The following is a 25,089-nucleotide window of genomic DNA, read 5'->3' on the forward strand; positions in this document are numbered from 1 at the left end:
GCTCTAAAATAAATTATATAGTTTATGCAAATATGATACAAATCCAGTCACTAGTATACGGAATCATATTTGCATATAAATTTATTACTTTAAATAGATAGCCACACTATAAAAATACTACTCCATCCGACTATATTGAGTGCGATGTTTAAACCTTACATCGGAAAAACATCGCACTAATTTAGAACCTATATCATTTCAATATAGGCTCTCTTCTCCTACAGCTCTTTATGCTTCTCAATCAAATCTTCAAGATTCTGATAAACATGCAAGACCCTATCTTTATGCGTTCGCGCGTTATCCAAACGCTGCTCAGGATCAACCAACAGCAAACTATGACCATCATCAATCAAACGATCAATGCCTTCTAAAAACATGCGTTTTCCGACATCATGAATTAGGGAAATCTGGGATAAATCAATCACGATGCTACTGTTATCGTCTGGCTCACATTGCAATGTCCGTAACAACATTTCCGCTTCAGTAAATTTCAATACTCCGCGAAGCACATACACACTCAAAGAAGCATCTTTACCAGCTCGATAATGACTCTGCACAATGGTTTGTGCAGAAGGTGTCCCTTCCATCAAATGCAAGCCCATGTCACGGGAGAGTCTTTCCAAGATATCAATGCCGCGTACACTGTTGCCATGTTCATCGAGTCGAGGAGAAAAAGCCGCAATGCTCACCTGACCGGGTAACACACCCAAGATTCCACCTGCGACACCACTTTTAGCAGGAATGCCAACCGTCGTCAGCCAATCCCCCGCTGCATCGTACATGCCACAGCTCATCATCACGCTCAGAACTTGTCGTACCACCGCACGATTTAATAAGCGTTTTCCAGTTTTAGGATCAACCCCGCCATTGGCAAAAACACTGCCCATCCGTACCAGATCTTTGACCGTCACCAAGATGGAGCATTGACGAATATAACCATTCACAATATCGACAGGATCAGATTCCAGAATCCCCACGGTACGCAACATATAACCGATCGAGAGATTGCGATAAGCCGTTTTCACCTCAGATTCATACACCGCATGATCAAATTGTAGTTCACGTCCTGCCAATTCACTCATAAATCGACGTAAAATTTCTGCGCCTGATAGATCATCTTTACTTGGGATCAATGAATGTGTGGTAATTGCACCCGAATTAATCATCGGATTTTTAGGACGGCGGTCTTTGCCCAGTGAAATTTCATTAAAGGCCTCACCCGAAGGTTCAACACCGACTTTTTCTAATACCGCATCAATACCAAGTTGTTGTAGCACATAGGCATAAGTAAACGGCTTAGACATCGATTGAATGGTGAATTCAATCTCATCATCCCCAACGGAATAGATTTCACCATCGACGGTGGAGAGTGCCAACGCCAATCGATTCGGATTGGCATTGGCTAACTCAGGAATATAATCAGCGAGATGCCCACTGTTATCGATATCACAGGCATCGATCACATGTGCCAAATAATCAGGAAGTGGAGTTTTCATGGTCATCTAGCCTTTGAATGTTTCAAGTTTTAATTTAGATAAGTCTTATAGTACAGAGTAGGAATCATATTAAAATTATAGCTTTTGTAATGATTTAGAGTCATGGTGCATTGCTAAAACCAAAACGAAGTGCTCACTTATTATAAAAATTAAGCGACTCGCTCGACAAATAGAATCCCATCCAAATGATCGACTTCATGCTGAACAATCCGTGCAGGAAAACCTTCAAAAGCCGTTTCAATGACTTCACCCTGTAAAGTGTAATAACGTACTTTGATTGCTTGCGCCCGTTCTACCTGTCCACGCTCATCGGGCACACTTAAACAACCCTCCTCGCCGAAACAAGACTCTTGAGAAAACGCCAAAATCTCTGGATTAACCATCACCACAGCATCCATTTCAGGTGCATCGGGATAACGTGGATTGGGACGAGATGCCACAATAATTAATCGCTTTGAAATATAGACCTGTGGTGCTGCAATCCCGACCCCATTCCGTTCCAGCATGGTCGCATGCATGGCAGAAGCCAGTTGCAATAGCCATTCACTGTTAAATTCCCCGTTCGCGACCGTAGCCGCTTTAATGTTTAAAATTTCTTCACCACGTTGTGCTACAGGTAGAATTACACTCATCCCACGCCCTTATCGTTATTTTGACCAAATAGTGAATATCATCGTATTGGATATTTTATCGGGTTACCATAATTTTCATTTAAGAATCTTGTCATAATATATTTGCGAAAAAAATAACGACGGCAAACCACAATGAATGCAACCCAACTATTTTTAGGTGTCATTTTTAGTTCGATTGGCTTAGGCTATTTTCTATATGGCAAGAAGCAGAAAATGACGGTACCTTTGGTCTGTGGCTTGGTCTTGATGCTCTTTACCTATTTTATCGATAGCACGGCGATGATCAGTATTATTGGTGTCATTCTTTCAGTTGTTCCATATTTTCTGCGCTTCTAAAAATAAAAAACTCCCCAAATGGAGAGTCTTTTATTTATTGAAAAATTAAAGGTGTTTCTTTAATTCATCTGCTACGATCTCGATTTCAAGTGTGCTGAATTTACGGATTTCACCTTCAGCATGCTTCTCTAACATACCGCCAATTAATGGTACTTTGACTTTAACCGTCCATGTTAAAGAGATATTCACTTTTTCACTATCGCCTGTCACGCTACGCTCACCCTTCGCTTCCAAAGGCAGGTTTGCACCCAATTCAACCGTAGAGGTTAAGTTTTTCAAATGCGTCACATCAGCACGTTTTAAGCGGAATGCATTCTTTAATAATTTTTTTGCCACCTCTGGAATATTCACATCCAGATTATATTCACGACGTAAGGTATAAATATCACCCTTAATATTCGACTCGATAATTTCCAAGTTCTCACCCGGAATGCGTTTACACACTGCTTCATGCAATGAAGTATCCGCTACCAGTCTTGAAAAGTCTTCAATTGAAACACCATGAATTGTTTCATTAACCGTAAATTGATGTGCCATTTTTAAATGTCCATTTCGTTTTATTAGGATTTCATCATTGTACAAAAGTATAGCATTCTCATTTACATCTCAAAATCTGATCAGGCAAAAATGGATGACTGCTCGGATTAGTTATTTTGATTGTAATGATGTCGCATGCCTAATTTGACCGTGACGCGTTCGGTTCGGCTGATATACAGATAATGATTACCATATTCAATCACCGCATAAAATTGTTCTGCCCCATCATCCAACCCTGTTGCTGACCATGTCGTCCCTTGAGGAAACTCATCTAACCACGCGGCTTTGTAAAAATCGGAGACAGAGTCAAACGCCAGATAATGTTCTGGATCAGCCATGATCTTAGCTGCCATCTGATCAAATTTTTGTTGTTTAAATGCCTCTAAACTCAATAACACAAAGTTTCCTTATTCATTCAAATACAGCTTAAATTTCATGGTTTGATCTAAAGTTAATCTTAAGCCGAATTACAAAAATACAGTGATTTTCTTATCTCTCTATTTTGCTGAGGAATCTGCTGTTTTTCTACATTATTTTCAGTTTTATCATCGCTTTTTTGGATGCGCTGATTTGCTAGACCAGACTCAATATGTTATCAACTTGTTATGCTTTATATTTTTTACAACGATAAACTATAAGGAGTAAACATGTCTTATCAAAATATTTTAGTCCCTGTTGATGATTCTCCAATTTCCTATGCCGCAGTCGAACATGCACTTTCCCTAGCAAAATTATCAGGGGCAAAAGTGACCATTCTCAGCGTGGTTGCAGTCGACCCATTTGTTGGCGTAGATTTTTACCAAGTCGCACCTGCGATCACCGATCATTTTATGCAGGCCGAAGCACATGCCAAAACCCAGCTTCAAGATATTGCCCAATCTTTCGTACGTGATGGCATTCAAGTGACAACCAAAATTCATCATGGCGTAGCCAGTGAAGGTATTATCTTTGTTGCCGATGAAGTCGGTGCAGATTTGATTGTCATGGGTTCTCATGGGCGTACAGGGGTAAAACGTTTATTACTGGGTAGTGTTGCCCGTGCCGTTTTAACCGAATCACATATTCCTGTGCTGATTGTGAAGCAATAACCGCTTGCTTTAATTCAAAAAACCTTGTGTCACGGCACAAGGTTTTTTTATTGCCTATAATTAAGGATGTGACCGTTTCGCCCCCCATATTGAACATCTCCAACCCTATTCCACACCTGCAAAAGATGCTTCACTCAAGCATAGGCATTGCACTCACTTTCCAAAGAAAGCGAGAAAATGACCATCAATAAAAAGAGCGCTTTTAAGAATAAGACGACGTTTTGCAAGGATGATAAATATGAAACTCAATCGAATTTTGATCGGTATATGTGGAATATGTGCCAGCACGTTTAACCATGCTGCCGCACTGGACCAGTCAGGACAATCCATATTGCCTTTTCTGGAAAATGGTAACTATGTCGAAGTCAGTGCCACAGCCGTTGATCCTGACATTTCGGGGAAAATTCGAAACCGCCCAGAACTGGTCAATGATCCGCAAAATCTCAACTCAGGCAATATGGGCAATAGCTTTCAATATTATGCTGCCGCGCTCAAGCTGCAACTGACCGACCGAATCAGCTTTGGTCTACTCTATGACCAGCCTTTTGGTGCCGATATTACTTATCCGATGCAGTCGAATAATACCTTTTCAGACAATGAGTTTACTCAGCAAGGCACATCGGTCAATGTCGACACCGAAAGTATCAGCATGATCTTTGGTATAAGCCCTTTTAGCAATTTTCAACTGTATGGCGGCGCAGTCTATCAATCCGTCAAAGGTGATGTGGCTCTGCGTGGTAATTCTTATAGCGAAGCCTTTAATGGTTATGATGCCAAATTTAAACAAGATCATGCTGTGGGTTGGTTAGCAGGTCTGAGTTATCTGATTCCAGATATTGCGTTAAAAGCCGCAGTCACCTATCGCTCCAAAATCGACCACGACATGCAAGTGACAGAGACCATGTTTGGGCAACCCTTAGAAGTAACAACACCAAGTAAAACCAAAATTTCGACCCCACAATCCGTGAATCTTGATTTTCAAACAGGTGTGTATAAGGACACGCTCGCCTATGCCAATCTCCGTTGGGTCAACTGGAAAGATTTCCATATTCGCCCTACTCAATTTGGTGCTGTTACAGAATACCTCACAGGCCTAATCAGTGAAGGTACCTATACTGGTGGCTTTGATTTGGACAGCTATCAAAAAGATCAGTGGACGGTGAATGTCGGGCTTGGACATCAGTTTACCGAAAAATGGAGTGCATCCACGGAAGTGAGTTGGGACTCTGGCACAGGCGATCCTGCATCCACCTTAAATCCGACTCAAGGCTCTTGGGGCGTGGGCGTAGGTATTCAGTTCAATCCAGCACCCAACTACTTTATTGCAGGCGGGATTAAATACTTCTGGCTCGGTGATGTCGTTGCAGAAGATGGTACCTATTACATTCCTGTACCAGGGATTAAACCGATTGCTGAACAGGCCGACTTTAAAGATAACAGCGCCATCGGCTATGGTTTGAAAATTGGTTATCGTTTTTAAAGCATAGCTTCAATCAAATATTCAGCCATGTAGGAACATACACTGTTCCCACATGGCTATCTCCTAGTATCAAATACACGGATTAGATTAGAATCTCAGCAGCATTATTCTTATAACCCATTTGATCTCTAGGAAAAACCAATGAAAAAAACATTGCTTACCTTTTCTTTGCTTATATTGAGCCTATTCCTGCCTGTAGCGGCTTTCGCCAATTCAACTGATCCCCAAGAAAGCATGGATATTTTTATTGGCACCTTAAGCATAAAAGATAAAAAAGCCATTTTGACACGATGTGATATTGCAGCAAATGAATACGTTCTCAAAGATGCAGACTGGTCTCAGGAAAAGGCGGTATCACGCTTTCTATCTAAAGCGACAAAACTCAAACAGCCGATTTATGCAGAAGTGATTGCGGCTTATAAAAGCGAAGAAGACACCAATGTTTTACTGGTCGATTCCATTGACAATCTGACTGAGGCGAAAAGCTGTCATTTGAGCGATTTATTTTAAAACTCAAAATACACGGCAGGCTTTTAGGTTGAATGTTGATGAGTAATGCTCAATCACTCACTAAAAGTTTGCCATGACTCAAAAGCATGGTTGCTATACAGCTTTAACTCGGAAAACTGAGGAATAATCGCTTCACTTTGTGTGGGTCTTAAAAATACAAAATCATCGACCTGAATATCACAATCCTTAGGCACATTGACCAACTCCTGATTACTGCTACGTCCATACAACGCATGCGTATGTGCTTGGGCAGGATAGACATAATCAGCCAGCCAATAGCCACCATAAATAAACAGCGCTTTGCATTTATGCGGCAATTTATCCAGTAAAGACATCGAAGGAAGCTGAGTAAACGGCAGGATTTTTAACACAGGTGCTGCGATCCATAAAGCAGGTTGTAATGCCCTTAAAAAATCACTGTCAAAATCACTCGGTTTGAGCAACATTGAACCAAAAGACAAATCATTACAGACACTTTCAGTCGTATGAAAACTAAAGGTTGGGCTACCACCACCATTAAAACAAAGTTCATCATTCCATAACGTTGGGAACTGTTTTTGAATCAACTTTTGGTAATTGGCATAAGTCTGCTGTGAGCTTTGATAAGCCAGTTCAGGTTTTTTAATGATGGCAGGAATTTTACTGACATGCGCATCATAGCCCATCAAACCTGAGAGTTTTAAATACTGCGGATATTGTTGAATCGGCTTTAATATTTCAGTCAGTTGCGCTTTCGATTGCACCCCACCACGATGTAAACCAACATCAATCTCAATATTCACATGCAAACATAGAGAATAAAGCTGAGCAATGTCCAAATATTGCTGTAAGCGTTGTTTGGTATCAATCAGCCACTGAATGTTGGCATTTGACCATTCTGCATGCTGTTCAAAAAATTGACGAACCGCTTGGGCAGGCATCGGTTTGCCTAATAGGATATCGGCTTCGGCAAAATTTTCTAAGATTGAAATAATATGCGGTTGATGGAACACCATAAAGCGTTGTGTATTGATCTGTTCAGATAATAACTTGAGTAAATCTAGACTGGCTAAAGACTTTACCACCAAGCGTGCTTTTAAGTGTTTGGCATGAGCAAGACGAATTTGAACATGCTGGATATTTTGTTTTAAAGCCGCTTCATCGACGATCAGTTGTGGTGTAGCAATCCCCTGTTTTTTCAGGTCGAAAGTGAATTGCTTAAAATAATGATCCAACATGGCGATACCTTTTTTCAATCCAAGAAAATTTACATACAATTTGATACGCTTCTCAGGGCGGAACCAAAGTCAGTCCAGTTGAAAGCTTTACTCTTAATTGGATGAGAACTCGATATGACTCCGTTAAGCACTTTCAACGCATAAAAAATTCTTTTAACCTAAAAACAACTTTTCCAGATAGGGATTTAAAAACTTGGCTTCTGGGTCAAGCTGCTGACGCAAAGCCATAAAATCATCCCACTTTGGATATAAAGCACGAAGCTGTGTCGTGGTCATATGATGCATTTTACCCCAATGCGGACGACCCTGATATTTCTGCAATATCGGTTCAACCACATCAAAAATCAAACGCGGATCTTGTTTATAGTATTGATGCACCGAGATCGAAATCGAATCCTGCTGATAAAAAGGACTGAGCCAAATATCATCCCCCTTCACAAAGCGAAATTCGAGTGGAAAAAAAGTCGCAACCTTATTGGCTCTTAACGCATGCAATACTTCATCCAAACATTCAATTCCACGATCAACTGGAATCTGATATTCCATTTCATTGAACTTGGTATTACGAGGCGTTGGGAAGATTGTGCTCGACCAATCCACATAGGTCGTCGGTTTAACAAAGATTCCCAACAGCTTCTGTAAATACGGATTTAATGAAGGAAAGTTTTTGGTCAGCTCAGAACATAATGTCAGCAAGGTATCATCGGAAGGGAAATTCTCCTTCCGTGGCAGAATTTCCTCATCGGTCTCGTCCAATGTTTTTAACATCAACTGCTTTTCATAGGAAAATACAAAGCACTCAATATGCCGATGCTGATGCTTCCATTGCTGAATATGCTGCATCATGTCCTCTACAGGACAAAGTTCAATATGTTCTTTTAACTTATAGCGTGGGCGATTCTGCATGGTGATCTGAGTCAATATCCCCAAACTCCCCAAAGACACCCGTCCAGCAGCAAAAATTTCAGCATGTTCAGTACGACTGCATTTTAGGATTTCACCTGAAGCTGTCAGTAACTCGAAAGCTTCAACATAGGCCGAAATACAATGCAAATCTGCCCCAGTCCCATGTGTGCCCGTAGACACCGCACCCGCTAGACTTTGCTGATCAATATCGCCCTGATTCATCAGGGCTTGGTCAATTTGCTGCTGTTTTAAATGTTGATCTAAATCATACAAACGTGTGCCTGCATAGATACTGCTTTGACATCGATCAATATCAGTCGATGCAATTCCGGCAATATGATCCAGAGACAATAAGGTGGCATCAGTACAGACCAACGGCGTAAATGAATGTCCTGCACCCACCACCCGTATTTTTTGATGTTCTCGCACAATGTTCTGTAGTTCTTGAATATGGGCAGGTCGAAGAATCTGTTGCGGCTTGGCTTTTTGAAAGCCAGACCAGTTTGACCAAATCCCTTGTTTTAGATCGCTCATACTGCCTCTCCTTGGACGACGGCAGTTTTTAAATTGCCATGATTACTGCGTTTTGCGAGTTCTTGTTTTGGAATGGGTTGCGGTCGTGTCATTTCATCGTAATGACGTTTATGTTTTTCTAATAATAATTGTTCTGCTAAATCTTTGAATTTGCTTTGACAAGCGGCCAAGGTCCATTGCCCGAATAAGGTATGTCCACCCTCATAGGCCTGTTCTTGATATTCTTCATAGGTGGTGACATAACCCATATAATCATTGCAATATGAAGCGAACCAAACTTTTTCAATTGAAGTCTGTGCAGCAAGCGTCTGTTTCACTGTAGCCACAACACGTTGCCCAGCAATCGTAGTAAATTCTCCCGGACAACATATCAGTGCCAAAGACCCTAATCGCACAATTTGTAAGGGAACAACGTTCGGCACTAAAGGACTGTCCTGAATCGCGCCTGCTTTGACTTGTCGATTCATCTCGGCAATCAATGGATCAAGAATACTGGGTGGAAAGCCAATCGGTTGGCCTAAAATCTTTTTAGCACCAGCTTCCAATACAATTTGCTTTGGTCCTTGTGAAGCATACAGCTGCTGATCTGCAATAAAATCGGCTGAATTTGAATTTTTAAGTTTATGTTTACGCAGTTGATCTGCTATAAATTGCATCCCCATAATGAATGGTTTGGGCGCACCTAAACCATCCACAGGCGTACCTGCAAAAAATGCAGTGCCGTGACAAGGAAGACTGGTTTTTGCATCATGCTGTCCATAGGCAAATTCAGCAGGAATCTCAATATTACTCAAATCAACATAGGACAAAACCGCATCTATCTTGCCTTCAACTTTTTTCAGATTTTTAGAAATATCCTGCTGTAAAGCCATCAAAGCCAATTCACTTTGATAACGTCCATTTTGTTGTGCGTATTGATACTCCTGCTCACCTTTAATCTGATGACGAAGCTTAAGCTGGTCTTTACCATGAAAATGCGGCGATACATCCCCCGCGGTGGCTTGGGCAAAAATTGCTACAGGATTTTGAATGCCTTGTTGGATTAAAGCCTGCTCTGAAAATGCAGCCGCATAACCTTTATTATCGCCATCATAAGCTTTTAAAGTGTTTCCCAAACAGGTGGCATGTACGCCAAAGAAAGAAATAAAGGACTGTAATTTCTGTTCACGATAAAAACCAATCAGTTGCATTTCTCGGTTTAATGCCAAATGCGTTTCAGCTACGGAATGTATTCGCACCTCTGGATTTCGGTTATAGGCTTTAATTGAGCGATTCCATGCAACAGGTGTTTGTTCAGGAAAATGCTGTGTGCTGGTAAAAATTTCAGTATCTTGCTCTACCGCAATCGCATGTTCAATGCTCAGTACAATCGCTTCAACAATGGCATTTAAATGTTCAGGTACAAAACCTGGTGTCGGCATATTATACAAAGCCTCATGCGCGCAGCCGCCTGGCCCTGAATGGGTGTGCGTTGCCGTTAACACCAATTGATTTTCATCAAATGTCGAGCCTAATCGTTCAGTTAATTGCGCGACTGTTTGGCTACGCATAGCATGCGTAATACAGCCTAAATCAAGACAACAGATCAGTAGTCGATTGCCGTGTTGATCGACAATGCTCACACTCCGGGCAAATAATGCCGTGCGCTGCTCATAGGCACGATGAGACCATTGCCCATAACCAAACATGGCATAGCCTTTCGGTGTTATTTTAATTTGCTGTTTATCCCAACCCACCTGATACATTGGTGCTTTCCTTTTCCAATTCTTTTTCTAACTGTGTTAAAGCATGTTGAAAGTTAATCAAAATTATGCGATACCCAACAGGGTTAAAGGAACTTTTATTTGGGGGGCAAAACGGACTTATGCCTAAACACAGTATCTATAAAAATGACCAACAACAGTTTATTCCACCCACGATTTTAGCCAGTCTGATCCACTACGCTGAACAACAGCATTGGGAATATGCCGTCTGGTTTCAGGATTCTGGTCTGGATATCACTCAGATTCGGCAAACCCAAGGCGTTGTTCGTTTCCCACAGCTTTGCGATGTCTTGCGTCAAGCCATTGCGGCCTATCAACAACCCGACCTCGGCTTAAAACTTGGCAGCAGTGAAGGTTTGATTTCAATGGGAATTTTAGGTTTTGCCATGCAATCATGCAAAACCGTGGCTGATGCTTTAGACATTGCGCTGCGTTACCATCGTATTTCTGGCAGCGTGCTCAATATCAACTTTAGTCTCCAAACAGATATCTGTGAGCTGGAAGTGACTGAGTCTCATCCATGTGCAGATTTGAAAGCCTTCTTTTATGATGAATTATTTAGCAGCATCATCACTTGTCTAAACGCGATGCTGGGCGATCATGATGATGTGATCAGTCTTGAGCTCAGCTATTTCCCCAACCAATACCAAGAACAATATAAAACTATCTTTGGCTGCCCGATTCAATTTAACAGTTCTAAAAATATCATCCGCTTTAATACCAGCATGTTGCAACGTGGCTTAAAGAATTACAGCCCAGCCAACTATGCAACTGCCATCCAAATCTGTGAGCAGGCCCTAAAAGAAATTGATCAGCTCAATCAGGTGGGTTATGTGCATTTACTCGACCATTTAATTGAACAGCAATTACCTGAACGTTTCGAGATGCAGCAAGCTGCTGAGCATTTACGTATCAGTGAGCGCCATCTAAGACGGCAATTATTATTGGAAGGTCTGAGTTTTCAACAAATTCGGCAAAATGTACTGGAACGTAAAGCAAAGCAACTCCTTGAACAAAACCTATCCATGAGTGAGATCAGCCTGCAATTGGGTTTTAGTGAATTACGTGAATTCAGACGTGCCTTTAAACGTTGGACGGGACAAGCGCCTTCGGTTTATAAGCAGACCTGTGAAATCGGCCACTAAAGTCCGTTTAAAATATTAAGTTAATTTATTGAAGGATAGACTTTAACGGAGTCGTGCCGTGCTCTCATCTAATTTAAGGATAAGCCTTCAGCTGGAGTTACTTTGGTTTCGCCCAAAGTAACCAAAAGCATCCTCATCCACAAAACCTGTCCACTTCTTGTAATCTTTTTAAATCTTTCGCAGAAACTAAACTTTATAAAAACCGCGCAGGTTGTGGATGAGATTACCGAGTATCAAATACTGGAAATAACCTCAGCCCCAAAAACAAAAAAGCTCAGGGTTTTACCCAAGCTTTTGATCTAAAACTAAATATTAACTTGCTGCTTGATAAAACGGCACATCACCATTAATCGTGGCACGATGCATAATTCGATGCGCATCCCCATAATCAAATAAAGCCTTGTGCTGTGTGCAACGATTATCCCAAATTGCCACATCACCCGCTTGCCACTGCCAACGCAAATGGAACTGCTCATTGGTGGCATGTGCAAATAAATATTGCAACAACTCAGTGCTTTCCGTCTCATCCAACTCATTAATACGCGTGGTAAACCCTTCGCTCACAAACAAAATTGGCTGACCTGTGACTGGATGCGTTCTCACCACAGGGTGAATAACAGGTGGATTCCGCTTAAAGGTTTCTTCCAGTTTTTGACGCTCAACATCATTATGCGCAAAACGCTCAATCGGGAAAGACTGACGAATATCATGCGTTGCGGTTAAGCCTTTTAACTTCTTCTGTAAGTCTTGATCTAGCGCAGCAAATGCAGCTGCCCCACTCGACCACAACGTATCACCACCTACAGGCGGAATCTTAATCGCTTGCAATACACAGCCCAATGGTGGTTTTTGGCTAAAGGTCACATCGGTATGCCAAAGCTCGTTGTCACGTAAATCCTGTTTCCAGCTGTCCAGTACAATGATTTCAGGTACATTGGCAACTGATGGATAGATCGGATGGATATGCAAAGAACCAAAGCCACGTGCTAGTTCAGCTTGAGCGTGTGGTGCAAGTTGCTGATTGCGAAAAAAAATGACATGGTGATCAAGCAACGCTTGTTGAATCTGTTGTGCGGTATGTTCATCAGCCGTGTTTAAATCAACATCGTGAATAACCGCACCGATTGTTGGTTTAATCATTTCAATATTTAACGTCATCTCTAACTCTCTCATCTTTACCATTTGCACTTACAGCTGTTGACCATACCAAGGAGATAATTGCTTCTGTAACCAACGCAAGAATAATTCAAAACTGACTGCGACAATCGCAATCACAATAATACCAAGTACTACAGTATCAGTAATCAGGAACTGGGCTGCTGACTGCACCATAAAACCAATACCACGATCTGCCGCAACTAATTCTGAAGCCACCAATGTTGACCAACCCACACCTAAACCAATGCGAATCCCCGTTAAAATATGCGGTAACGCAGTCGGCAAAATCACATGCCAAAATACTTGTGACTGGCTCGCCCCTAATGATAAGGCTGCACGTTCACGATTGAGCTGATGGCTAAGCACACCATGGGTACTGCTAATAATCACTGGTGCAAGGATGGAAAAGAAAATCAAAAGCACTTTGGTGGTTTCACCAATCCCGAACCAGATCACCAATAATGGCAAATACGCTAACGGTGGAATCGGACGCAATAATTCAACCAATGGATCAAGTACCGCACGGACCCATTTATTCTGCCCCATCCACAAACCTAAAGGCACACCAATCGCGATCGCTGCAACAAGTGCCAGCAAAACACGTGAAATACTCGCCGCCAAGTGTTGCCATAAAGTTGCTTTCATAAAGCCTTGTTGGCTGACTTCAAGGAACTTTTGCCATACCGCTTGTGGGCTCGGCAGAAATAAACTTGGGACAATTTTTAATGCAGTGATCAAGTACCAAATGATCAAGACACTCAATACGCTCGATAAACTCAACACCAAACTACGATGTCGAGCAATAAAAGACACTACTGTATTTACAACTGAGCCTGACGGCTTGTCAGATTGTTGATGCTCATCTACCTTGCTTAGCTCATAGGCCGTATTTTTCGCTTGCCCCGTCATACAGCCACCTCATGCCCTACCAGTTTCTGCACGCGTAAACGTTCAAACAATTGTTCACGTAATTGAATAAATTTCGGATCTGATTTAATTGTACGAATCGATTCGCCCTGCTTATAACGGTCAGCAAAATCCAGTTTTAAAGTTTCGACAATCTTGCCGGGTCGAGCACTCATCAACACCAATTGGTTGCTCAGTAACAAAGCTTCTTCAATGTCATGCGTGATCAGAAAGAACGATTTATTTTGCTCAATCCACAAATCCAGAACCAACTGCTGCATGGTTTCACGAGTAAAAGCGTCTAAAGCTGCAAAAGGCTCATCCAATAGGATAAAAGCTGCATGGCTAATCAAAGCACGTGCAATACCGACACGTTGTTTCATACCACCCGACAATTCCCAAATATTGGCTTGAGCAACATGGCTTAAACCCACAATTTTCAAGATTGCATCAACTTGCTGCTGAATCTCTTGCGCTTTCAAACCTTTGAGCTGTAAAGCAAAACCAATATTTTCAGAGACATTTAACCATGGTAGTAAAGCATGATCTTGAAACACCACCGCACGGCGTGCGTCAGGCACAGTCACGACTTCATGATCCAGTTTAATCTGACCTGAACTCGGTTTTTGGAAACCGGCCAAAATATTTAGCAATGTGGTTTTCCCACAACCCGACTCACCCAAAATCACAGTCAAAGTCCCTTCTTCAATCTTCAGATTAATATCTTGAAGGACAGGCACCGTCTGCTTTGGAAAAGTTAAATGAAGATGCTCGGCAGCTAATACGCTCATTTCGATCTCCTATGGCTGTAAGAAATGGGTGGTCACATTCTCTTGATAATCAGGCTTCACTTGATCGACCTTACCCTGACTTTTTAAGAACCTTGCCGTATCAAAGATATTCTTGGCAAATTCACCCGCCAATGTCGTTTGCTGTTGCTGACGATCCAGATAAATATTTCCTGAAAGCAACAATGGAATGTCTTTTACATCTGAACCTGTCAATTGTGCGATTTTCTGAATATTGTCAGCATTCTGCTCAAATGCTTTTGGATCTTGCTGGTACGCCTCAACCTGTTTCAAGCTGGTTTGTACGAATGCTTTTAAGAACTCAGGATTTTTCTCGGCAAAGTCCTTACGTACCACCCAAAGATCGTAGGTTGGTGCCCCCCATTCACCGACTTGTTTAGAGTCAGTTAAAACATGACCGCTGGCTTTGACTTTGCTTAAAGCAGGTTCCCAAACATAAGTCGCATCAATATCACCGCGTTCCCAAGCTGCAGTAATTTCAGGTGGACGTAAATTGATGATCTTGACTTGGTTATCTGCAATATTCCAATGCTTTAAAGCTGACAATAAACTGTAATGTGTGGTTGAAACGAATGGCACTGCAATGGTTTTGCCAATCAAATCTTGCGGTGTTTGAATGCCAGATTTATTGCTGACCACCAACGCTTCAGAACCGCCTAATTTAGCCGTCACAAGAAACACTTCTATTGGTAAATCACGACTTGCTGCTGCTGCCAAAGGACTAGAACCGATATTACCAATCACCACATCGCCCGAAGCCAATGCATTGACCACATCAGAACCTGCATCAAACTTACGCCATTGAATTGCTTGATTACTATTACGTTCATAATCACCATTTGCCTGCGCAACCTTGGTTGGATCAACACCTGTTTGATAGGCAATCACCACTGCTTTATTATTTTTAGATTGGGTTGGTGCAGCATCTTTTTGATTTTGATAGACAATAAAAGCAACAATCGCCACTAGGACGATCGCAGTAACAATTAGCGGCTTGGAGTTCTTGATGCCCATAATTAGATGATCTTTCAACAATATAGGCTTATGGTATGCGGCATGCTTTATGATTAAAAATAAGAAAAAGTGAGTTACTTATTCCATTATTAGATAAGAATAAGAGTTGATCATTACTTGCTGCTTTTATCATCAGATCTAATTTTTGAGTTGTATCTTATTAAAATTCCAAAGTTGCCTTTTTAATATTTATGATTCTCGTTATTTGAAAAGTAAAATATTTAATATTGATAATTTCATCTTTAAATTCAATAAGCACATTCATTTTAAAACACAGTTTCAAACTATATTCCGAATAAGTTAATAAAAAGCTATTATTTATCAAAAATAGATATATAAATAAATTTTGCTTATTTTCCTGAATATAAAAACAGTCCTAAGATAAAAACATCATCCCGCTGATGTATGAAAAGGTTATAAAAATGAATGCTCAATTTGATTCTACTGACATAGCAGAATCGACATCTACGATTCACGGTTTATCTACCAATCCACAAGAAATCTTGCAACGTGCCCAGCAATATGCTGAAGAAAATGAACTTGATTTCACGGGCAGTGTACCACCGACCGAAGCTTGGTATTTGGTTGAACAAGGTCATGCGGTTCTCGTCGATGTACGTACCAATGAAGAACGTAAGTTTGTCGGCTATGTGCCTGAAAGTATTCATGTTGCATGGGCAACTGGTACATCCTTTAACCGTAACCCACGCTTTTTAAAAGAACTGGATAGCAAAGTCGGCAAAGATAAGCCCATTTTATTGTTATGCCGTAGCGGTAAACGTTCTGCTTTAGCAGCAACAGCAGCGTTTAGTGCAGGTTTTGCACAAGTCTATAATGTGCTGGAAGGTTTTGAAGGTGATTTAAATGAACTGCAGCAGCGTAATCAAAACAATGGCTGGCGCACACATCAGTTACCTTGGTTACAAGATTAGCGCTGCTTTTTTAATCAGTTAATTTACGATTTATTCAATACCTCGATTTGCAAGGAATTCACGTGAGCCAATGGAAAATACAGCCTGTCGTTGAAGGCTTGCAACAAGCGCGGCACGAATGGAGAGAGCGTCAACATCGCATCAAAGAATTTGGTGGACGCGAACTCCCTTCCAAAGAAGCACTCAAATCAATTTTAGATGACCTGTGCGGAATTCTGTTTCCGATGCGACTTGGCCCCAGTGATCTGCGTCAAGAAACAGAAGATTACTATATTGCTTATACCCTTGACCGTGTACTCAATGAATTATTTTCACAGGTAAAATTGGCTTTAAATTATGAAGCCAAAAGTCGAGTCAAACAAATCCCTGTTTCCAGCAATGATCGTCTGCTCTACGAACAACAAGTTGCCTTGGCCCAAACCATCGTACAAGACTTTGCCAATACTTTGCCTGATATCCGTCGCTTGTTGGATGCAGATGTCTGTGCTGCTTATGAAGGTGATCCAGCCGCACATAGTGTCGACGAAGTGCTGCTCTGCTATCCAGGGATTTTGGCAATCATCCATCATCGAGTAGCACATCAGCTCTATCACAGTGTTCCGCTGCTCTCACGGATTATTTCTGAATTGGCGCATTCCGCGACAGGAATTGATATCCATCCAGGTGCGCAAATTGGTAAAGGTTTCTTTATCGATCATGGTACAGGTGTGGTGATTGGTGAGACCTCGGTGATCGGTGAATATGTGCGTATTTATCAGGCTGTTACCCTCGGTGCGAAACGCTTCGAACTGAATGAAGATGGCGCCTTGAAAAAAGATTATGCCCGTCACCCGATTGTTGAAGACCATGTGGTGATTTATGCAGGTGCGACAATTCTAGGTTGTATCACCATTGGCGAAGGCTCAATTATTGGCGGTAATGTATGGCTCACCCATAGTGTTGCAGCAGGCAGCCAGATTTTACAGTCACCCAGTGAGTCATTACATAATAGTAAAGTTTAAATGAATGAAGTATTTAAATAGTTTTTAGAATAAATAAACGTATATTCAATACTTATATTTATTTTTTATAAATATATTCTTATGAGTAATAAGCAAATAATTCACGATTATTTATCTCATAATAATATTTTTAAAAATACTAAATAGTCTCTAGTCTAGCTAAATAAATAATTCAACATTAATTGCAATAAAACCAATTTTATTAACAAAGCCAAAGACAACAGGAAAATTTATTCATGGCAAAAACCACAGATAAAGTCCAACTTGCGCTTGGGGATCATGCAGCTAGACAGCTTGCAAATGCCACCAAGACCGTTCCACAACTTTCGACCATTACCCCTCGTTGGCTCACGCATTTATTGCAATGGATTCCTGTTGAAGCAGGTATTTATCGCGTTAACCGTGTCAGCAATACCGACGATATCCAAGTCGCGTGCACACAACGTGATGAAGCGACTTTGCCACAAACTTTTGTGGATTATGATGCGCAACCACGTGAATATTTCTTAAATGGTGTTTCAACTGTTTTAGATATCCATACCCGTGTTGCCGATCTCTACAGCAGCCCGCATGATCAAATTAAAGAACAATTACGCTTAACCATTGAAACCATTAAAGAGCGTCAAGAAAGTGAGCTGATCAATAACCCTGAATATGGTTTATTGGCAAGCGTGGCAGATGACCAACGGATTTCTACGTTGAATGGTCCACCAACACCCGATGACTTTGACGATTTACTCCGTAAAGTCTGGAAAGAACCAGGTTTCTTCCTTGCACATCCAGATGCCATTGCTGCTTTCGGTCGTGAATGTACCCGTCGTGGTGTTCCACCACCAACCGTAAGTTTATTCGGTTCACAGTTCATCACATGGCGCGGTGTTCCACTGATTCCGTCGAATAAGATTCCTGTGGAAGATGGTAAAACCAAAATTTTGTTATTGCGTGTGGGTGAAAAACGCCAAGGTGTGGTTGGCTTATTCCAGCCGGGCTTGGCTGGTGAGCAATCTCCTGGTCTTTCCGTACGCTTCATGGGCATCAACCGCAATGCAATTGCGTCTTACCTGATCTCACTGTACTGCTCATTGGCGGTATTGACCGAGGATGCATTGGCTGTGCTCGAAGATGTGGAGGTGGACAAGTATCATGACTACCCAGTTAACTACAAGTAATTTACACGGTAGTCCAACGGGTTCTGAAGTGGTCGGTGTTAGCCCACCGTCCAACTTCCCAGATGAAGCAACACTTTCACGGATTGCCTCTGAATTTTTTGCAGCCTTGCCAAATTCTGGCAGTGGTCATTCTTCTGGTTTGAATTTGGACTTGCCCAATGTCGGTACGCCACCTCATCAACCACAGCCCGCTGAACCTCTGGCGGCACTCAGTGGTCGTGCGCCCAATATTGCTTATGAAAAAAGTTTAAACCCTGAATATCCTGAGCATATTCCAAACTATCCTGACTATCCTGAACGTCGTGCAATCGCTTCTGCGCCAGTCGTGGGGGGTGCCAATTTACCACGTCCACCGATTGAACCTAATTTTCCACAAGCGGTTCATAGTGCGCCGAATATACCTTTAGTTGAACCATCTCGTCCTTCAACAAACGATGCTTCACCCTTTTATTTTTTAAATGATTTTACAGCACCGAGTTCGTCAAGTTCTGAATTTGATGCTGCCAATTTTGCCACAGCACAATCATTTCAATTGCCTCATGGTGATGCATTAAAAAGTTTGTTGCAGCAAGATTCTCAAGCTTCAACTCAAGCAAAAAATAATGCCTCTTCAGGTTTTTATTTTTTGGATCTGCCGCAACACAATGCGGGTTACGGCAATTATCAACCTTCACAGCCACAGTTTGTTGCCAATGCCGCTCAGCCCTTGGATATTCAAGCGATCCGTCGTGACTTCCCCATTCTGCAAGAACGCGTCAATGGTCGTCCTTTGGTCTGGTTTGACAATGCTGCAACGACACAGAAACCACAAAGCGTGATTGATCGTATTGCCTATTTTTATCAGCACGAAAATTCCAATATTCATCGTGCTGCACATGAACTGGCAGCACGAGCAACCGATGCTTATGAACACGCTCGTAATGTGGTGGCACGTTTTATTGGGGCAAAATCATCAAAAGAAATTATTTTTGTTCGTGGCACCACCGAAGGCATCAACCTGATTGCCAAGACATGGGGTGAACAGAATATTGGTGAGGGTGATGAGATTATTGTTTCGCATCTTGAACATCACGCCAATATCGTACCGTGGTTCCAGTTGACCAAAAAAGTCGGTGCCAAACTGCGTGTCATTCCTGTGGATGATACAGGGCAAATCATTTTGGAAGAACTGCCAAAACTGATTAATGAGCGTACCAAACTGATTTCGATTACCCAAGTGTCCAATGCTCTTGGTACGGTCACACCTGTGGCAGAAGTGATCAAAATTGCCCATGCCAAAGGTGTCCGCGTCTTGGTCGATGGTGCTCAATCTGTTTCGCATATGCCAACTGATGTCCAAGCGATTGATGCTGATTTCTTTGTGTTCTCGGGGCATAAAGTATTTGGACCGACAGGCATTGGTGCAGTTTATGCCAAACCTGAAATTCTGGAGACCATGCCCGTTTGGGAAGGCGGCGGCAATATGATCCAAGATGTGACCTTTGAACAAGTCATTTACCAACCTGCCCCAAATAAGTTTGAGGCAGGGACAGGTAATATTGCTGATGCGGTGGGTTTAGGTGCTGCTTTAGAATATGTTGAACGCCTTGGCATTCATAATATTGCCCGTTATGAACATGACTTACTAGAGTATGGTCAGCATGCATTGAGTACGGTTTCAGGCTTAAGACCCATTGGTACAGCCCGAAACAAGGCCAGTGTGATGTCCTTTACCCTTGAAGGTTATTCCACTGAACAAGTGGGTAAAGCACTCAATCAACATGGCATTGCAGTACGTTCGGGACATCATTGCGCTCAACCGATCCTACGTCGTTTTGGTGTAGAACAGACTGTACGTCCATCTTTGGCGTTTTATAACACTACAGAAGAAATTGATTTGTTGGTATCCGTCTTACATCAACTTTCAAGAAATAAGCGAAGTAGTTAAATCTACGTTAATAAAAAGACTGCCTCAGCGCAGTCTTTTTTCTATTCAGGAAAATGCAACACTCCAAATCAAGCGTAATGCAACTGCACTCAAAATAATTCCCATCACGCGTTCAAAATACACACCAAACTCTAAGAATCGTTTCCGTACAATCGGTTGAGCAAACATGATACTGACCAAGATAAACCACAAGGCATTGACTAGACACATCCAAAGCCCATAACCAATTTGAACCTTTAACGGTGTAGTAGGACTAACAATAGTAGTAAAAATCGCCAGAAAGAAGATTGTCGCTTTGGGGTTCAGCGCATTGGTTAAAAAACCCATATTAAAGGCTTGGATTAAACTCGGTTTGCCCATCACCTCACCTGCCAAAATATCCAGATTGGTATTTGGCTGACTGCGCAAACATTGCCAGCCCAAGTAAATCAAATAAGCTGCACCTGCAACGCGTAGTAACGACATTAACCAGACACTTTGCTGAATCAATACCCCAACACCCACCAAGGTATAAAACACATGCACAGAGATGCCAACGCCAATACCGATCGCGGTGATACAGCCAATCAAATAGCCATAGCGAACACTCTGTCTTACGGTAATAATAAAATCAGGTCCCGGTAAAATGACTGCCATAAAATGGATCAATGCCAAGGCTAGAAACTCATGTCCATACAACTGCCACATTTCATTTATCTCCACATCATGACTACAGGAAAAAGATTGTATTGCGATTTTCAAAGCGCGATAATCCAATCAAAATCCAAATAACTTTTGCCTCATGAGCACAAATCAAAGTCTGGTTCTGTTAAATGAAATGGCAACTTTTGTCAAAGTTGTCGAAACGGAAAGTTTTTCTGAAACTGCACGTCAGCTCGGCTCAACCCCTTCTGCAGTCAGTCGTGCCATTGCCCGTTTAGAACGTGCTCTAGGCACACGTTTGCTGCATCGCACCACCCGTAAACTACGCTTAAGTGAAAGTGGTCAACAGGTCTATGAGCGCTGCGTGGATCTGGTCAATGCAGCACAAGCAGTAATGGAAAGTTCAGGACAATTTCATATTGAACCGCAAGGCATTATCCGAATCAGTGTGCCAAAGGCCGTTGGGCATTTTATGCTGCATCCGCACTTACCTGAATTTTTGGCCTTGTATCCCAAAATTGATATTCAGCTACTATTGGAAGACCGTTACATCGACTTGATCGATGATGGTGTAGATCTAGCGATTCGCATTACCGAACAACCGCCAGGTGGATTGATGGGACGTAAACTGATTGAGATTGATCATTTGATTTGTGCCACGCCTGAATATTTGCAGAAAAATGGCATACCACAGCATCCACACGACTTAAAACAGCATCAATGTATCTATTTGGGCGAACAACCGAATGATTCTAAATGGAAATTCCAGCAAGAACAGAAATCCATTACTGTTGCTGTCCGCGGTCGTTATGCTGCGAATCATACAGGCGTGCGTCTGAGTGCAGCCTTACAACATTTAGGCATTGCCAGTTTGCCTTACTTCGTGGCTCGACATGCTTTAGAACAAGGCACACTGGTTCAGGTCTTACCTGATTGGCATTTTAAAACCTACTACAGCGGTGGCGCATGGTTACTCTACCCGCCAACACGACATGTTCCACCAAAACTCAGTGTGTTCATTCAATATCTGGCTGAAAAATTAGCCGCAGAACCGGTCCTGTTTCAGCAAAATAACCCAAGCTAAAACGATCACTTTCATTTATAAATCTAGCGACAATAGCAAACAATAGGATGATTTATAAAATTCTAAATTATTTATTTTTAATGATTTACTCTTAAAAAATATAGATAGATAAAACAATAAAAAGCATCTTTATTTTTCATCCTACGCAGAAGGTAATGCACAAAAACAGATATTTTTTTCAGCATAAGTTATTTTTCTTCATTTTGCATAATCGCTAATCTAACAACCAAGTTGTTATAACAAGTTTAAGTTCAATGAACCAACCCATTGTGAATAAAGTGAACGGCGAACGCCCGTTGTATGATCAAGTCTATCAGGCCCTGCTACAGCAGATCGTTGATGGAACCTATCATATTCATCAGCAACTGCCGTCTGAAAAAGAATTGAGTGAATTATTTAATGTCAGTCGCATCACCATTCGTCAGGCACTCAATCAACTTCAGCTCGAACACTTGGTTTACAAAATTCAAGGCAAAGGCACTTTCGTTAGCGCACCGAAAACCTTTCAAAATATTTCACAATTACAAGGCTTTGCAGAAGCTATGACCAATATGGGACATGAGGTATTTAACGTTGTAAAAGAGTTTCGCTTTATTCCAGCTACACCGCAAATTGCATCGAAATTAAAACTTTCAATCAATAGCACTGTGGTGGAGATTAAACGGATTCGCTTACTCAATCGTAAACCGGTTTCATTTGAACTGACCTATTTACCCGAAGCGATTGGAACTGCTTTGCAACAACAGATCAACCTATCAACTCGCGATGTATTTTTAGCGATTGAAGAGGATTTATCGATTGCCTTGGGACATGCCGATTTAAACATTGATGCCACGCTAGCTGATGAAGAACTCAGTGAGCTTTTGCAAGTCGATATCAATGCGCCACTGTTAAGAGTAGAGCGACTAACTCATGATCATGCAGGACATCCAATCGATTTCGAATATCTCTATTTTTCAGGAGAGACCTTCCAATACCGTTTAAGAGTAGATCGAAAGCGAAATACCTAACGACCATTACTTTGTGAGTTAAGACTCACTCGAAAAGGCACAACATGAATACGATTACACTGGACTATGACATTGTCGTCATCGGTGGGGGGACGGCTGGCCCAATGGCAGCCATCAAAGCCAAAACAGCCAACCCCAACCTGAGAGTTTTATTGATTGAAAAAGCCAATGTGAAACGCAGCGGCGCAATTTCAATGGGCATGGATGGTCTGAATAATGCCGTGATTCCAGGCTATGCCACGCCTGAGCAATATACCAAGGAAATTACCATTGCCAATGATGGCATTGTTAACCAAGCCACGGTCTATGCCTATGCCAAACATAGTTTCACCACCATTCAACAGCTGGATCAATGGGGAGTAAAATTTGAAAAGGATGAAACGGGTGAATATGCGGTCAAAAAGGTCCATCACATGGGTGCTTATGTGCTGCCAATGCCTGAAGGTCATGACATTAAAAAAGTTCTGTATCGCCAACTGAAACGTGCTCAGGTCAAAATTAATAACCGCATCGTCACCACTCGTCTGCTGAAAAATGCAGAAGGTGCCATCAACGGCGTACTGGGTTTTGACTGTCGCAATGGTGACTTCTATGTGATCAAAACCAAGGCTGCGATTTTATGTTGTGGGGCCGCTGGACGTCTGGGCTTGCCTGCATCTGGCTATCTCATGGGAACGTATGAAAACCCAACCAATGCGGGTGATGGCTATGCCATGGCTTACCACGCAGGTGCTGAGCTTTCAAATCTGGAATGTTTCCAGATCAATCCACTGATTAAAGATTATAACGGCCCTGCCTGTGCTTATGTGACAGGTCCTTTGGGTGGTTATACCGCCAACAGCAAAGGTGAACGCTTTATTGAGTGTGACTACTGGTCAGGCCAAATGATGTGGGAATTTTATCAGGAACTGCAAAGTGGCAATGGCCCAGTGTTCCTGAAAATGGATCATTTGGCGGAAGAAACCATTCAAACCATTGAAGAGATTCTACATACCAATGAACGTCCAAGTCGTGGGCGTTTCCATGAAGGACGTGGCACAGATTACCGCCAAGATATGGTGGAAATGCAGATTTCAGAAATTGGCTTCTGTAGTGGGCACAGTGCATCCGGGGTCTGGGTCAATGAAAAAGCAGAAACCTCCGTCAAGGGTTTATATAGCGCAGGTGATATGGCAGCCGTTCCACATAACTATATGCTGGGTGCCTTTACCTATGGCTGGTTTGCTGGGGTCAATTCCGCTGAATATGTTGTAGAACAGGCCGACTCAGAACTGAATGCTTATGAAATAGAGGCCGAAAAAGCCCGTATTTTTGCGCCCTTACAACGTCCAGAAGGATTGTCATCGGAACAAGTGGAATACAAATTACGCCGTATGGTCAACGACTATTTACAGCCCCCGAAAACCCGACAAAAAATTGAAATAGCGCTAAAGCGCTTCGAAGAAATTAAAACTGATATTGAGCAGATCAATGCCAGCCATCCACATGAATTGATGCGCGTTGCTGAAGTCGCTGTGATTCGGGACTGTGCTGAAATGGCGGCACGTGCTTCGCTATTTCGTGAAGAAAGTCGTTGGGGCCTGTATCACTATCGCGCGGATTGTCCAGAAAAAAATGATCGGGACTGGTTTTGTCATGCCCATCTGAAAAAAGATCAGCACGGCAATATGGTTAGCTTTAAAAAAGCGGTTGAGCCTTATTTCATTCCAATCGAGGAAGATGAAGCCAATGCTTACAACTTATTGCGAATTCAAAAGAAATTAGTCGCTGAAGCAGTCGAATAAGGAACATCA

The 25,089-nt window shown here is 42.0% G+C and carries 24 protein-coding genes; 12 read left to right on the plus strand and 12 right to left on the minus strand.

All coding sequences use genetic code 11. The features are described 5' to 3' along the window. Positions 1-218 precede the first annotated feature (218 nt). Together MMO42_RS04640 and def are read right to left on the minus strand one after the other, a co-directional pair. The gene (locus tag MMO42_RS04640) at positions 219-1,496 is read right to left on the minus strand and encodes a glutaminase (protein WP_241319485.1); all 1,278 of its coding nucleotides are present in this window, start codon (positions 1,494-1,496) and stop codon (positions 219-221) included. A gap of 149 nt (positions 1,497-1,645) precedes the next feature. Continuing rightward, entirely contained in the window at positions 1,646-2,128 is a 483-nt protein-coding gene (gene def, locus MMO42_RS04645; protein WP_005292733.1) for a peptide deformylase, read from the minus strand. A gap of 132 nt (positions 2,129-2,260) precedes the next feature. Between def and MMO42_RS04650 the strand changes: the two genes are divergently transcribed. Continuing rightward, positions 2,261-2,464, plus strand: a complete 204-nt coding sequence (locus MMO42_RS04650; protein WP_241319486.1) for an amino acid transport protein — start codon at positions 2,261-2,263, stop codon at positions 2,462-2,464. Positions 2,465-2,509: 45 nt separating this feature from the next. Here MMO42_RS04650 and MMO42_RS04655 read toward each other — a convergent pair whose 3' ends face one another. Beyond that, a complete protein-coding gene (locus MMO42_RS04655; protein WP_005292731.1) occupies positions 2,510-3,001 on the minus strand; it encodes a DUF2505 family protein in 492 nt (163 codons plus the stop codon). A 107-nt stretch (positions 3,002-3,108) separates the two neighbouring features. After that, positions 3,109-3,399 carry a hypothetical protein gene (locus MMO42_RS04660; protein WP_241319487.1) on the minus strand — a complete coding sequence of 97 codons (291 nt, stop codon included), beginning with the start codon at positions 3,397-3,399 and terminating at the stop codon, positions 3,109-3,111. A gap of 249 nt (positions 3,400-3,648) precedes the next feature. Here MMO42_RS04660 and MMO42_RS04665 point away from each other — a divergent pair, with 249 nt between their 5' ends. From MMO42_RS04665 to MMO42_RS04675, 3 genes are all read left to right on the plus strand, one after another. Next, on the plus strand, positions 3,649-4,089 hold the full coding sequence (locus tag MMO42_RS04665; protein ID WP_004805552.1) for a universal stress protein: 441 nt from the start codon (positions 3,649-3,651) through the stop codon (positions 4,087-4,089). Positions 4,090-4,327: 238 nt separating this feature from the next. Then, positions 4,328-5,569: an outer membrane protein transport protein gene (locus MMO42_RS04670; protein ID WP_241319488.1), complete on the plus strand. Its 1,242-nt coding sequence runs from the start codon at positions 4,328-4,330 to the stop codon at positions 5,567-5,569. A 141-nt stretch (positions 5,570-5,710) separates the two neighbouring features. Then, entirely contained in the window at positions 5,711-6,079 is a 369-nt protein-coding gene (locus MMO42_RS04675; protein ID WP_241319489.1) for a hypothetical protein, read from the plus strand. A 53-nt stretch (positions 6,080-6,132) separates the two neighbouring features. Here the strand turns inward: MMO42_RS04675 and MMO42_RS04680 are convergent, their stop codons facing one another. The 3 genes from MMO42_RS04680 to MMO42_RS04690 form a co-directional block, all read right to left on the minus strand. Next, positions 6,133-7,296 carry an alanine racemase gene (locus MMO42_RS04680; RefSeq protein WP_241319490.1) on the minus strand — a complete coding sequence of 388 codons (1,164 nt, stop codon included), beginning with the start codon at positions 7,294-7,296 and terminating at the stop codon, positions 6,133-6,135. A gap of 153 nt (positions 7,297-7,449) precedes the next feature. Continuing rightward, entirely contained in the window at positions 7,450-8,736 is a 1,287-nt protein-coding gene (locus tag MMO42_RS04685; RefSeq protein WP_241319491.1) for a D-arabinono-1,4-lactone oxidase, read from the minus strand. Beyond that, positions 8,733-10,481 (minus strand): neutral/alkaline non-lysosomal ceramidase N-terminal domain-containing protein, encoded by a 1,749-nt coding sequence (locus MMO42_RS04690; protein WP_241319492.1) that lies wholly within the window; start codon positions 10,479-10,481, stop codon positions 8,733-8,735. The genes MMO42_RS04685 and MMO42_RS04690 overlap by 4 nt, the downstream gene beginning before the upstream one ends. Before the next feature lie 65 nt (positions 10,482-10,546). Here MMO42_RS04690 and MMO42_RS04695 point away from each other — a divergent pair, with 65 nt between their 5' ends. Further along, positions 10,547-11,644 (plus strand): AraC family transcriptional regulator, encoded by a 1,098-nt coding sequence (locus MMO42_RS04695; RefSeq protein ID WP_241319493.1) that lies wholly within the window; start codon positions 10,547-10,549, stop codon positions 11,642-11,644. Between the two features lie 312 nt (positions 11,645-11,956). Here MMO42_RS04695 and tauD read toward each other — a convergent pair whose 3' ends face one another. Genes tauD through tauA form a run of 4 tightly spaced genes read right to left on the minus strand, consistent with a single transcriptional unit; the run spans position 11,957 to position 15,549 of the window. Then, a complete protein-coding gene (gene tauD / locus MMO42_RS04700) occupies positions 11,957-12,802 on the minus strand; it encodes a taurine dioxygenase (protein WP_241319494.1) in 846 nt (281 codons plus the stop codon). Between the two features lie 30 nt (positions 12,803-12,832). Then, the gene (tauC, locus tag MMO42_RS04705; protein ID WP_241319495.1) at positions 12,833-13,711 is read right to left on the minus strand and encodes a taurine ABC transporter permease TauC; all 879 of its coding nucleotides are present in this window, start codon (positions 13,709-13,711) and stop codon (positions 12,833-12,835) included. After that, positions 13,708-14,499, minus strand: coding sequence for an ATP-binding cassette domain-containing protein (locus MMO42_RS04710; protein ID WP_241319496.1), 792 nt, complete (start codon positions 14,497-14,499; stop codon positions 13,708-13,710). The genes tauC and MMO42_RS04710 overlap by 4 nt, the downstream gene beginning before the upstream one ends. A 9-nt stretch (positions 14,500-14,508) precedes the next feature. Further along, positions 14,509-15,549, minus strand: coding sequence for a taurine ABC transporter substrate-binding protein (tauA, locus tag MMO42_RS04715; RefSeq protein ID WP_241319497.1), 1,041 nt, complete (start codon positions 15,547-15,549; stop codon positions 14,509-14,511). A gap of 404 nt (positions 15,550-15,953) precedes the next feature. Here tauA and MMO42_RS04720 point away from each other — a divergent pair, with 404 nt between their 5' ends. The 4 genes from MMO42_RS04720 to MMO42_RS04735 all read left to right on the plus strand — a co-directional run bounded on the left by MMO42_RS04720 (position 15,954) and on the right by MMO42_RS04735 (position 20,560). Next, the gene (locus MMO42_RS04720; protein WP_241319498.1) at positions 15,954-16,463 is read left to right on the plus strand and encodes a rhodanese-like domain-containing protein; all 510 of its coding nucleotides are present in this window, start codon (positions 15,954-15,956) and stop codon (positions 16,461-16,463) included. Between the two features lie 62 nt (positions 16,464-16,525). After that, positions 16,526-17,464 (plus strand): serine O-acetyltransferase EpsC, encoded by a 939-nt coding sequence (gene epsC, locus MMO42_RS04725; protein ID WP_241319499.1) that lies wholly within the window; start codon positions 16,526-16,528, stop codon positions 17,462-17,464. 236 nt (positions 17,465-17,700) lie between these two features. Next, positions 17,701-18,633, plus strand: a complete 933-nt coding sequence (locus tag MMO42_RS04730) for a family 2A encapsulin nanocompartment shell protein (protein WP_005151670.1) — start codon at positions 17,701-17,703, stop codon at positions 18,631-18,633. Then, on the plus strand, positions 18,608-20,560 hold the full coding sequence (locus tag MMO42_RS04735) for a family 2A encapsulin nanocompartment cargo protein cysteine desulfurase (protein ID WP_241319500.1): 1,953 nt from the start codon (positions 18,608-18,610) through the stop codon (positions 20,558-20,560). The genes MMO42_RS04730 and MMO42_RS04735 overlap by 26 nt, the downstream gene beginning before the upstream one ends. Positions 20,561-20,605: 45 nt before the next feature. Here the strand turns inward: MMO42_RS04735 and MMO42_RS04740 are convergent, their stop codons facing one another. Beyond that, on the minus strand, positions 20,606-21,247 hold the full coding sequence (locus MMO42_RS04740) for a LysE family transporter (protein WP_241319501.1): 642 nt from the start codon (positions 21,245-21,247) through the stop codon (positions 20,606-20,608). A gap of 94 nt (positions 21,248-21,341) precedes the next feature. Here MMO42_RS04740 and MMO42_RS04745 point away from each other — a divergent pair, with 94 nt between their 5' ends. The 3 genes from MMO42_RS04745 (at position 21,342) to MMO42_RS04755 (ending at position 25,080) form a co-directional block, all read left to right on the plus strand. After that, positions 21,342-22,286 (plus strand): LysR family transcriptional regulator, encoded by a 945-nt coding sequence (locus tag MMO42_RS04745; protein WP_241319502.1) that lies wholly within the window; start codon positions 21,342-21,344, stop codon positions 22,284-22,286. A 254-nt stretch (positions 22,287-22,540) separates the two neighbouring features. Continuing rightward, the gene (locus tag MMO42_RS04750; protein ID WP_241319503.1) at positions 22,541-23,296 is read left to right on the plus strand and encodes a GntR family transcriptional regulator; all 756 of its coding nucleotides are present in this window, start codon (positions 22,541-22,543) and stop codon (positions 23,294-23,296) included. 44 nt (positions 23,297-23,340) lie between these two features. After that, positions 23,341-25,080 (plus strand): fumarate reductase/succinate dehydrogenase flavoprotein subunit, encoded by a 1,740-nt coding sequence (locus MMO42_RS04755; RefSeq protein WP_241319504.1) that lies wholly within the window; start codon positions 23,341-23,343, stop codon positions 25,078-25,080. Positions 25,081-25,089 lie beyond the last annotated feature (9 nt).

The organism is Acinetobacter sp. ANC 3882 (genome assembly GCF_022549545.1).
Lineage (GTDB): Bacteria > Pseudomonadota > Gammaproteobacteria > Pseudomonadales > Moraxellaceae > Acinetobacter.